Annotated in this window: 10 protein-coding genes; 8 read left to right on the top strand and 2 right to left on the bottom strand. The window is 63.9% G+C overall.

Annotated elements, in window-relative coordinates:
- Positions 1–352: 352 nt before the first annotated feature.
- Positions 353–817, bottom strand: a complete 465-nt coding sequence (locus tag J3481_RS12125; protein ID WP_206832354.1) for a DinB family protein — start codon at positions 815–817, stop codon at positions 353–355.
- Between the two features lie 154 nt (positions 818–971).
- Between J3481_RS12125 and J3481_RS12120 the strand changes: the two genes are divergently transcribed.
- From J3481_RS12120 to J3481_RS12100, 5 genes are all read left to right on the top strand, one after another.
- Positions 972–1,808: an undecaprenyl-diphosphate phosphatase gene (locus tag J3481_RS12120; protein WP_206832355.1), complete on the top strand. Its 837-nt coding sequence runs from the start codon at positions 972–974 to the stop codon at positions 1,806–1,808.
- A gap of 134 nt (positions 1,809–1,942) precedes the next feature.
- Positions 1,943–3,142 (top strand): MFS transporter, encoded by a 1,200-nt coding sequence (locus tag J3481_RS12115; protein ID WP_206832356.1) that lies wholly within the window; start codon positions 1,943–1,945, stop codon positions 3,140–3,142.
- 206 nt (positions 3,143–3,348) lie between these two features.
- On the top strand, positions 3,349–4,284 hold the full coding sequence (locus J3481_RS12110; RefSeq protein WP_206832357.1) for a DMT family transporter: 936 nt from the start codon (positions 3,349–3,351) through the stop codon (positions 4,282–4,284).
- A gap of 96 nt (positions 4,285–4,380) precedes the next feature.
- Complete coding sequence (locus J3481_RS12105; protein ID WP_206832358.1) at positions 4,381–4,992, top strand: VanZ family protein; 612 nt, start codon at positions 4,381–4,383, stop codon at positions 4,990–4,992.
- Positions 4,959–5,741 carry an SDR family NAD(P)-dependent oxidoreductase gene (locus J3481_RS12100; RefSeq protein WP_206832359.1) on the top strand — a complete coding sequence of 261 codons (783 nt, stop codon included), beginning with the start codon at positions 4,959–4,961 and terminating at the stop codon, positions 5,739–5,741. Before J3481_RS12105 ends, J3481_RS12100 begins: the two co-directional genes overlap by 34 nt.
- Before the next feature lie 63 nt (positions 5,742–5,804).
- Here the strand turns inward: J3481_RS12100 and J3481_RS12095 are convergent, their stop codons facing one another.
- Positions 5,805–6,968 (bottom strand): aminotransferase class I/II-fold pyridoxal phosphate-dependent enzyme, encoded by a 1,164-nt coding sequence (locus J3481_RS12095; RefSeq protein WP_206832360.1) that lies wholly within the window; start codon positions 6,966–6,968, stop codon positions 5,805–5,807.
- A gap of 69 nt (positions 6,969–7,037) precedes the next feature.
- Between J3481_RS12095 and purN the strand changes: the two genes are divergently transcribed.
- The 3 genes from purN (at position 7,038) to J3481_RS12080 (ending at position 10,296) form a co-directional block, all read left to right on the top strand.
- Positions 7,038–7,658: a phosphoribosylglycinamide formyltransferase gene (gene purN, locus J3481_RS12090; RefSeq protein ID WP_206832361.1), complete on the top strand. Its 621-nt coding sequence runs from the start codon at positions 7,038–7,040 to the stop codon at positions 7,656–7,658.
- 31 nt (positions 7,659–7,689) lie between these two features.
- Positions 7,690–8,676: an NAD(P)H-quinone oxidoreductase gene (locus tag J3481_RS12085; protein WP_206832362.1), complete on the top strand. Its 987-nt coding sequence runs from the start codon at positions 7,690–7,692 to the stop codon at positions 8,674–8,676.
- Positions 8,677–8,820: 144 nt separating this feature from the next.
- Positions 8,821–10,296 (top strand): PTS mannitol transporter subunit IICB, encoded by a 1,476-nt coding sequence (locus J3481_RS12080; protein ID WP_328702132.1) that lies wholly within the window; start codon positions 8,821–8,823, stop codon positions 10,294–10,296.
- Positions 10,297–10,298 lie beyond the last annotated feature (2 nt).

Genomic DNA, 10,298 nt, shown 5'->3' with positions numbered 1-10,298 from the left:
CCAGCGCCGAGAATACTGGGAGGGAAGCCTCCTGGGAAGGTAGGTCGTTGCCAGGCGAGAGAACAAGGTCAGGCACCCATCTGCCTGGCCTTTTGTCGTTTCAGGCCCCATCTCCCTGTGCCATCCACCCCGCTGCCCACCATGTTCCTCATCTTAGGTTGGGTGCATGGAAACGTTCCTTCGCGCTCTCCCGCAGTCGTGCACTCAGGGAATCCATTCGTCCCCAGACGGTAGATACGCTCTTCCACGCATAAGCCCCCATCCCCACCCCTCTGAAGCGAAGTCCCAAAGGGGGCGAGCAGATCTGCAGGCCGAAGGCCGAAGCCCTGCTCGCCCCCTTTGGGACGAAGTCTCATCTGTGAATGAAGAACGGGAGCGTTTCTGCGCCCATCAAGCGCGCATACACAAACAACTGTCCCTTGTGGTGGATCTCGTGATCGATGAGGCTCGCCAACAGGGCTTTGGCGGGTAAGTCCGCGCCGAACACGGCCTTGGTCTCCACGATGCTTTCAAACTGTTCATCCGAGATCGACGCGATGTCCGCGTGCGTCTTCTCTGTGAAGGTCGAAATTGCGTCGAGGAGAGCCTGCTTGGTCGAGAGATCCGGCTGTTCAGGTCTCTCGGTCAGGCGCCCCGCTTTGGCCGCGGCTGCGAACGTGGCGCTTACCGCGAGGATGTGCCAGACGAGATCGCGAAACGACATCGCCCCATCCCACGGCTTGAAGTCGAGCTTGTCCTCGGGGACGGATGCCACGAGCGGCGCGAGAACGTCCCGGTGCGAATGCCAGTGCGCGAGCACCGACTGGGCTTTGCTCATGCGTGATCGCTCCCTTCTCTTCTGTTCGATTCCAGCTTAGCACGATCGCGCCCGCCGCAAAAGGTCGCAAGTTTGCGGCAATCGCGTGAGCGGGATGAGATCTTCTTGTACAATGGGACCGAAACCCTATCATCCGCAGAAAGGCAGGCGCTGTATGCACCTACTGCAGGTCATCATCTACGGAATCGTGCAGGGCATCACGGAACTGTTTCCCATCTCGAGTGTCGGGCATGCTGTCATTTTGCCGTACCTGTTGCGCTGGACGCAGTTCTCCGAGTCGAATCAATTCCTCCCGTTTGTCGTCATGCTTCACCTCGGGACGGGCTTGGCGCTGCTCATCTACTTCTTGCCGGAGTGGATCCATCTGATTGCCTCCATCTTCGATCGGCGCAGGCGGATCGAGCGGCGCATCCTGCTTCTCATCATCGTGGCGACGATCCCGGCGGCGGTTTTGGGCAAGATCTTTGAACACAAGCTGCAGGAGCTGTTTCCGTCCGCGTTGTCGGCTTCCATCTTTCTCATCGTCAACGGGCTGGTCCTGTTTTGGGCGGATCGGATGCGGCGGCGCCGGAGACGAACGACCACGAACATCGAGAACCTGTCGTTCGGGCGCAGCTTTGTCATCGGCATCGTGCAGTCGCTGGCGCTCATCCCGGGATTTTCGCGAAGCGGGATCACCATGGCGGCCGGTCTCGCGAGCGGGTTGGAGTACGACGACGCGGCGCGGTTCAGCTTTCTCCTCGCGACGCCGGTCATTCTCGGGGCGGGCATCCTCGAAGTGCCGAAGATGCTGCATCAGCACAATCACGCGATGTTTCACGATGGTCTCATCGGCGGACTTTGCGCAGGGGTGCTGGCGCTCCTCAGCACGGCCTTCCTCATGCGGTATTTCCAAACCACAGAGGTCCGCGCCTTGCGCCCATTCGGCTGGTATTGTATTGTCGTAGGCGTGGTTGTTTCCATTTTGGCAGCTCTGCACATTCAGTTTTGAGTGCGACAAGCCAATCGTGGTCCATTGCGCGAGTGGGTGAGCACACGGCTCGCCCGCTTTTTCGGCGCTTGATTCGTGACGCGAAATATGGGCGCGATCGCGGCAAAAGAGAGATTCTGCAGGGGTGATGACGCGTGGCTGTGGTGCAGGCCGTTCGCGAAAAGGGCCGGATGAACCGGGACGCCGTTTGGAGCATCTGCGGTTCGCATTTTCTCAACGACTTGTCGACGACCGGGCTCGTGCCGGCCCTGACCCAGTTGTACAAGCCGCTCTTTCACCTCAACTACACCGAGATCAGTTTGATTGTCTTGGTCTCCTACATCACTTCTTCGGTGGCGCAGCCCCTGTTCGGGGCGTTGGCGGATCGCCATCCCAAGGCGTGGATGCTGCCCTTGGGGCTGTTCCTGTCCACGCTCGGCATCACGCTGACGGGCGTCGCGCCGAGCTACGGCGTGCTGCTGCTCATGGTGGCCATGAGCGGTCTGGGATCGGGCGTGTTCCACCCCGAGGCGTCGCGCGTGGCGCACCTCGCGGCGGGGCGGGCGAAGGGATTGGCGCAGGCCATCTTCCAGGTCGGCGGAAATGGCGGCCAGGCGATGGGGCCGCTCATCGTGTCGCTCTTCATCCTTTCGGCGGGCCTTCACAGCATCCTGTGGATGTTTGTCGGCGTCGCGCTGGGGCTCGTTTTCACGCTGCGGCTTTACCCATGGTACAAGACTTCGCTTCGCGACTATGCGAAAGTTCGCATGACCATTGAAGGGGAGAACCGGATCGGGGCCGTGGCGCTGCTCGTGGTCGTGATCGTCCTCCGCTCGTGGTGCCAAATCGGCATCGCGCAGTTCATGCCATTTTACTACGCGCACAAATTCGGGATGTCGTATGCGTTGTCCGACGCGCTGATGTTCGTGTTTTTGGGGGCGGGCGCGCTGGGGACGTTCATCGGCGGCGCTCTCGCGGATCGGATGCCCAAGCAGCGCATCCTGCTCCTGTCGATGTTGTTGTCCATCCCATTCGGATTCGGATTGCCGTTCCTTCACGGCGCGTGGGCTGTGCTGGCGCTGTTGCCGTTTGGGTTTTTCATTCTCTCCTCCTTTGCGGTCACCGTGGTGTATATGCAGATGCTCTTGCCGCGCAACGTGTCGCTTGCGTCCGGCCTCACCATCGGGTTTGGCGTGGGGGCGGGCGGTATTGGCGCCACGTTCTTTGGCGTCCTGGCCGATCACGTCGGGCTGACCAGTGTCCTGTACATCCTGATGGGGGTGCCCATTCTGGGTGCGATTCTCTCCGCATTCCTGCCGGTCGATTCGAAGGACGGATCGTTCGCCCGGGCGTGAGCGAGGCAAAGTGCCGCTCGTACCGAGCGGCATTTTCTTTTTCTCTAGGTTATCGACAGCCCTCGCTGGTGGCGGTAGGATCGAGGCGAATGGGAGGTGTCGAAGTTGCCGGCGTTTTTCGAAATCGACGTGCCCCGGGCCGTTCGCTGACGGCGAAGGGGCGGCCCTTCGCCAGCTTCGAGGATCGAACAGGCGGAGGGATGGAGATGAAGTCTTCGTGGATCGGCGCCGTGTGTCTGGCGCTTGCAGCCTCCCTATGGGGCGGTACGTACGTGGTCAGCAAGGCGGTCATGGAGTGGGTGGATCCTTCTGCGCTCATCTGGCTTCGGTACGCCGTCGGTGTCATCGCACTCGCTGCGGTGGGCGTGTGGCGGGGCGTCAACTGGCGAATGGCCCCTCGCGATTTCGCCCTCGTTGCGGCCGTCGGCGTGGTGGGTTACGCGGTCTCCATCTGGGCGCAATTTGTCGGGACGCACGAGTCCACGGCGGAGATGGGGGCCGTCATCACCTCAGGAACCCCTGCCTTTATGGTGATCTTCGCCCGCCTTCTTCTGAAGGAGGCCATCACGTGGCGGCGGGCCGCGTCGGTCATTCTGGCGACGCTCGGCGTGTTCGTCATGATTGGTGTGGGCCGTCCGGACCATGCCCGCGCGCTTTGGGGCGGGCTCGTTCTGTTGGTCGCCGCCATCACGTGGGGGCTTCAGTCCGTTCTCGTGAAGCGCGTGCCACCTCACCACTCGTCGCTTGTCATCACCGCGTACGCCATGCTCGTCGCGCTCGTGGTGATGACGCCCGTCAGTTTTGCGCACATGCCCAGCCTGCATGTGATCCTTCGCCATACGTGGGTGTGGGCGGGCGTGCTTTACCTTGGCGTCTTTTCCACCGCGGGCGCGTTCCTGCTTTGGAATGAGGGGCTGCGGCGCATGCCCGCGGGATCGGGCGGCGTGTATTTCTTTCTGCAGCCCTTGGTCGGCACGGCGCTCGGCTGGTGGGTGCTCGGCGAAACGGTGACCGCTTCGTTTTGGCTCGGGGCCCTGCTGATTCTTGGTGGCGTGGCGCTTGTCATTCGAGAGCCGGGCGAGGGCGCCGAGGCTCCCATGCGCGTCCTGCGTGCACCGAAAAACGGGTCTCAGGACTCATGACGAGGAGCGCCTTGCTGTACTACAATCCAGGCGAATTGCCACGCTGGATCCGGGGGAATGGCGCGATGCCCCCGGATTCAACCCCGGAGGAGATCCATGATCACGTTTTGGCCCTTTGGCCTCCTGTGCTGGGGCGCCTACACCGCGTGGTGGGTCCTGCGCGCCGCTTGCCGGCGCTGGCGCGTCGAGTGGCGGCGGGCGTGCATGCGCCACGCGCTGGTCCTGTACGCCCTATGGATGGTGGATGTCGCGCTCTTTCCCATCCCCCTGCACGAGGTGCCCTCCTGGCCGCAGATCGACATGACGCCTTGGCAGACGCTGCGCAGCGTTTTCGTGTGGGCGACTGGCGCATGGCAGATCTTCGCTCGCTGCATCCTTCTGTTCGTGCCACTGGGCGCGGCGCTGCCGTCGATGTACGCTTCGATGCGGAAGCTGTCGCTTGTCCTCATGCTGTCGTTTTTCGCCGCGAGCTTCCTTCAGGTGGCGGGCCTCATCATCTCGGCCCGCATCGGCTTTCCTTACCGCGACTTCGAGATTGACGACATTCTGTTCAACTGCGTCGGGGCGATCCTGGGCTTTGCGCTGTGGCGCGTGGGGAGCGGCATTCGCGCTCGCCGGCGGACATCCGCTACACTGAAAAGGATGAGCGATAAGCCAAGAGGGGAGCGAGGGCTATGGAACTTGGGCTCAAAGGCAAAGTCGCCGTGATCACGGGCGCATCGAAAGGCATTGGGCTGCAAACGGCCAGGCTGCTCGCCGCGGAGGGCGCCGATGTCGCCATCTGCGCGAGAACGGAATCGGCGCTCGACGAGGCGCGGCGCGCCATTGAACAGGAGACAGGTCGGCGCGTGCTGGCCGTGCCTGTGGACGTGCGGCAGCCGGGCGCCTGCGAGTCGTTCATTGAGGCGGTGGTCGGCGAATTCGGCCGGATCGACATCCTCGTCAACAACGCGGGAACTGCGAACGCGCGGGAGTTCCTCTCTGTGAGCGACGCGGACTGGCAGGGCGATCTCGACCTGAAGCTGTTCGCCGCGATTCGGTGTTCGCGCCAGGCCGTGCCACACATGCAGCGCCAGGGAGGCGGCGCCATCGTCAACGTCACGGCCATCGGCGGCAAGACCCCTGGGCCTTCGTCCATGCCGTCGTCCGTGACGAGGGCGGCCGGGATCGCGCTGACGAAGGCCATGAGCAAGGATCTCGGCAAACACGGGATCCGCGTGAATGCGGTCTGCATCGGGCAGATTCGGAGTGACCAAATCGAGAAGATGTGGAAGGCGCAGCGGCCGGACCTGACGTGGGATGAGTTCGCCCGCCTCCCGGAGCACAACATTCCCCTGGGGCGAATTGGCGAGACGGACGAAGCCGCGCGGGTCATCGCCTTCTTGGTGTCCGACGCGGCGTCGTACGTCACGGGGGTTGCGCTGAACATCGACGGCGGCTTGGCCGCGATGTGGTGAGGGTTCCCTGGCCGCCTGCGACCAACGTCCGCACGCGGCCAGGGCGCGCAGGTCCGCGTTCCCTCACCCGTTTCGCTCGCGAAGCCACATCCCGATGCGGCGCGCCGCCTCCACCAGCAAAGGCGTGTCGTGCACGAACGCCATGCGGACATGCCCTTCTCCGCGCGGCCCGAACGCGATGCCGGGCGTGACGGCGACGCCCGTCTCCCGGAGCAGCGCGAGCGCGAACGGATAGGAAGGTTCGCCGCCCGGCGTTTGAGCCCACAAGAACATCGTGGCCGCCGGCTTGCGGACGCGCCATCCCGCTTCCGCGAGCGCGGCGCAGAGCGCGTCGCGCCGCTCGGCGTAGATGGCGCGCTGGCGCTCGTAGCCGTCCCACGGCGCCGTGAGGGCCGCGATGGCCGCGCGCTGCACGGGCAGAAACACGCCGAAGTCGATGTGCGATTTCAGCTTGCGCAGCGCCGCGAGGGCCTCCGCTCGCCCGACGGCGTACGCGATGCGCGCCCCGGCGAGGTTGTAGGTCTTCGAGAGCGAGTTGAACTCGATGGCCACCTCTTTGGCGCCCGGAACCGACAGGATGCTCTGGGGCTGTACCCCGTCGAATACCAGTTCCGAATAGGCGAAGTCGTGGACCAGAAGCAGATCGTGCTGCTTGGCCAGCGACACGGCCTGCTCGAGCGTGGCACTTGTCGCGATCGCGGCCGTGGGATTGGACGGAAAATTGAGGATCATGAGCTTCGCCTGGCGCCACACCTCGGGTGGAATGGCGTCAAAGCGCGGCTGCAGCGTTTCCTCGTCGACCGGAATCGGCTCCACGCGCGCGCCTGCAAGTCGCACCCCGGCGTCGTAGATGGGGTAGCCGGGATCGGGGATCAGGGCGAGATCGCCCGGATTCAGAAAGGTGAGCGCCAGGTGGCTGAGTCCATCTTGGGATCCGGCGAGCTGAAGGACCTCTCGCTCGGGATCCAGCGTCACTCCGTACCGCTCGTAAAACGCCGCGACGGCCTCGTGAAACTCCGGCAGCGCGGTGATGGCGTACCGGTACTCTCGGGGGTCCTGCGCGGCGCGAATCAGCGCCTCGACGGCGTGCGGCGGCGGGGGAAGATCGGGCGATCCGACGCTCAAGTCGATCACGTCGAGTCCCTTTTTGCGCCGCTCGTGTGCCGCCAGGGCAAGGTCCTGGAACACGCCGTCCGGCAGTTGCTTGAGTCGTTCCGATGGTGTCATGCTATCGTCCTCGCTCGTTGCAGATTCTCTTTCAGGATACACGCATTCAAAGGAGTGGAATAGTCGCCGATGCGAAAAATCGCGTTTCTCGCCTCCCACAACGGATCCGGCATGCGCTACCTGCTCGAGGCCCGGGCGCGGCATGAGGTCGAATTTGAGCCGGTGCTCGTGGTGAGCAACAACCCGGGCAGTGCGGCGCTCGCCTGCGCGCGCGATCTCGGCATTCCTGCGGTGGTGGTGAACGAAAAACGGTGCGGCGGGCCGGACGAGGCGGATCGCGCGCTTTGCCAATGCCTTCGTCAGCACGGCGCCGAATGGGTTCTGCTCTCCGGTTACATGAAGCGAATTGGCCCCGTCACGCTCTCCGCCTACAGAAACCGGATCCTCAACATTCACCCGAGTCTGTTGCCGAAATTTGGAGGCCCAGGCATGTACGGCATGCGCGTGCACGAGGCCGTGATCGAAAGCGGAGAATCCGTGACCGGCGCCACCGTCCATGTGGTGGATCACGAGTACGATCACGGCCCGGTGCTCGCGCAGGCCGAGGTCCCCGTGCTTCCCGGCGACACGCCCGAGCGCCTGCGGGCGCGCGTTCTCGAGGTGGAAGGCCCGCTGTACCTGCAGGTGCTGAAGAAGATCGAGCGCGGCGAGATCGACTTGGATGCTTTTGGCGCCGACGCGCCCCTGTGATACGATGGGGGTGCATGGGGAGGCGACGATGATGCTCGCAGTGATGCTCAAATCGTTCGGCGGTCCGGAGGTACTCGACATCGGCGAGGTGGAGACACCGTCGCCGGGGCCGGGCGAGGTCTTGGTGCGCGTACGCGCCACGGCCCTGAATCGCGCCGATCTCCTGCAGCGGCGCGGCCTGTACCCGCCTCCGCCGGGCGCATCGGAGATCCTGGGCCTTGAAATGGCGGGCGACGTGGAAGCGCTGGGGCCGGGCGTCTCGTCGGTCCAAGTGGGCGATCGCGTCGCGGCGCTTCTTCCCGGCGGCGGATATGCGCAGTACGCCGTCGTCCCGGCGGGGATGCTCATCCGGTTGCCAGACGCCCTTTCGTACGAGCAGGGCGCGGCCATTCCGGAGACGTTCCTCACGGCCTATCTGAACCTTTTTGTGCTCGGCCGCCTGAGCCCTGGCGAGACGGTTCTCGTGCACGCGGGAGCGAGCGGCGTCGGCACGTCGGCCATTCAGCTGATCCGGCTTGCCGGGGCGCGAAGCATCGTGACCGCGGGCAGCCCGGACAAGATTGCGAAGTGCCTCGAACTGGGGGCCGTGGCCGGGTGGAACTACCACGACGGATCGTTCGTCGATTTCGTCCGGCGCGAGACCGGTGGCCGCGGCGCGGACATCATCTTGGACTTCGTGGGCGCTCCATACTTTCACGACAACCTGCGCGCGCTGGCGGTGGACGGGCGGCTCATCGTCATCGGCACGATGGGAGGCACCAAGGTCGACGGACTGGATCTCGGCCACATCCTCGCCAAGCGGCAACAGATCATCGGGACGGCGCTCCGCTCCCGCAGCCTGGAGGCGAAGATCGAGCTCACGGCCGCGTTTGTCGCCTTCGCCTACGATGCGCTGGCGAAGGGCGAGATCGCCCCGGTCATCGATCGCGTCTATGACTGGCGCGACGTGCGGGCCGCGCACGAGCGGATGGAGGCCAACCAGAACATCGGTAAAATTGTCCTCAGGGTGACGGATTGACGGGAAAGCCCCGCCGTGACGGAGCTTTTCGGGCCTGACGCCAAACGCCGCGTCAGGCCTGAATTTGTTTGCGTTGATGCGCGTACGACGGGCATGTATCGTGTTCGACAGAAAGCGATTACAACTGTCGAAGGAGGGCGTACTGTGGCGACCCATGTTGCAGAGCAACCGATCGCCTCGAGCGGCCGGGCTCGGGCGGCGATGCAAAAGTTCGGCGGCTTTCTGGCGGGCATGGTCATGCCCAATATTCCGGCATTCATCGCGTGGGGTCTGATCACCGCATTTTTCATTCCCACGGGCTGGACACCGAATGCCAAGTTGGACCAACTCGTTTCTCCGATGGTGTCCTTCCTCATTCCGGTGCTCATCGGCTTCACGGGCGGGCGCCTCGTGCACGGCATCCGCGGTGGCGTCGTCGGCGCCATCGCCACGGCGGGCGTGGCCATCGGCGCTTCCCAGCCGATGTTCATCGGCGCCATGATCATGGGGCCGCTCGGCGGCTATCTCATCAAGCAGTTCGACCGCGCGGTCGAGGGCCGCATTCGCGCCGGTTTCGAGATGCTGGTGAACACGTTTTCCGCAGGCATTCTCGGCGCGGTGCTTGCCATCCTCGGATTTCTGGCCGTACAGCCGGTGATGGACCGCGTGTCGGCCTGGCTGGGCGCGGCGGCCGTGTGGGTGACCAATGCGCATTTGCTGCCGCTCATCGCGATTTTCATCGAACCTGGCAAGGTGTTGTTTTTGAACAACGCCATCAACCACGGTATCCTTGAACCTATCGGCGTGCAGCAGGCGAAGGAGACCGGGAAGTCCATCTTCTTCCTGTTGGAGACCGATCCCGGCCCGGGCCTGGGACTTCTGATGGCCTACTGGGTATTCGCGAAGGGCGCCATCCGCCAGTCGGTGCCGGGCGCCATTCTGATTCAGTTCTTTGGCGGCATTCACGAGGTCTATTTCCCGTACGTGCTGATGCGCCCCGTTCTCGTGCTCGCTGTGATTCTCGGCGGCATGGCGGCAGACGCGACTTTCATGGTGTTGCACGCCGGTCTCGTGGCGACGCCGTCGCCCGGAAGCATCTTCGCCGAGATCGCCATGACGCCAAAAGGCGGCTACTTCCCGGTGCTCTCCGGCATCTTCGTGGGTGCGCTGGTCTCGTTCCTGGTGGCTTCCTTCTTTATTCGCCGTTCGCGCGACGAGATGGACGAGGGTGCGCTCGCGTTCGCGCAGGCGGTGGTTCAGGACATGAAGTCCCAGTCGAAGTTCGCTCCGTCCGCGCAGGCTGCGGCGCCGACCACGGCGGGCCAGGCGGGTCAACCAGAAGAAACGCTTGCGCGCGTGCCGTCGGCCGTGTACTTCGCGTGCGAGGCCGGCATGGGATCGAGCGCGATGGGCGCCTCCATCTTGAAAAAGCGCCTGCAGGAAGCGGGTTACGACATCCCTGTGCATCACGTGCCGGTCAACCAGCTGCCGCCCACGGCCGAGGTGGTGTTCACGCAGGCGAGCTTCGAGACGCGCGCGCGGCAGGTGGCGCCGAAGGCAAAGATTTACTTGGTGCAAAACTTCTTGAACAAGGCGACCTACGACCAAATCATCGAGGACCTCGACCGTCTGAAGGGATAAGA

Source organism: Alicyclobacillus fructus, assembly GCF_017329605.1.
Taxonomy (GTDB): Bacteria; Bacillota; Bacilli; order Alicyclobacillales; family Alicyclobacillaceae; genus Alicyclobacillus; species Alicyclobacillus fructus.
The sequence above is the reverse complement of the archived record's forward strand: the minus strand, read 5'-3'. Positions and strand labels throughout refer to the sequence as shown.

What these genes read in the sequence shown, in the direction of transcription:
- J3481_RS12125 (WP_206832354.1), bottom strand. Translation starts at nt 817, where the DNA reads ATGAGCAAAGCCCAGTCGGTGCTCGCGCACTGGCATTCGCACCGGGAC.
- J3481_RS12120 (WP_206832355.1), top strand. Translation starts at nt 972, where the DNA reads ATGCACCTACTGCAGGTCATCATCTACGGAATCGTGCAGGGCATCACG.
- J3481_RS12110 (WP_206832357.1), top strand. Translation starts at nt 3,349, where the DNA reads ATGAAGTCTTCGTGGATCGGCGCCGTGTGTCTGGCGCTTGCAGCCTCC.
- J3481_RS12105 (WP_206832358.1), top strand. Translation starts at nt 4,381, where the DNA reads ATGATCACGTTTTGGCCCTTTGGCCTCCTGTGCTGGGGCGCCTACACC.
- J3481_RS12100 (WP_206832359.1), top strand. Translation starts at nt 4,959, where the DNA reads ATGGAACTTGGGCTCAAAGGCAAAGTCGCCGTGATCACGGGCGCATCG.
- J3481_RS12095 (WP_206832360.1), bottom strand. Translation starts at nt 6,968, where the DNA reads ATGACACCATCGGAACGACTCAAGCAACTGCCGGACGGCGTGTTCCAG.
- purN (WP_206832361.1), top strand. Translation starts at nt 7,038, where the DNA reads ATGCGAAAAATCGCGTTTCTCGCCTCCCACAACGGATCCGGCATGCGC.
- J3481_RS12085 (WP_206832362.1), top strand. Translation starts at nt 7,690, where the DNA reads ATGCTCGCAGTGATGCTCAAATCGTTCGGCGGTCCGGAGGTACTCGAC.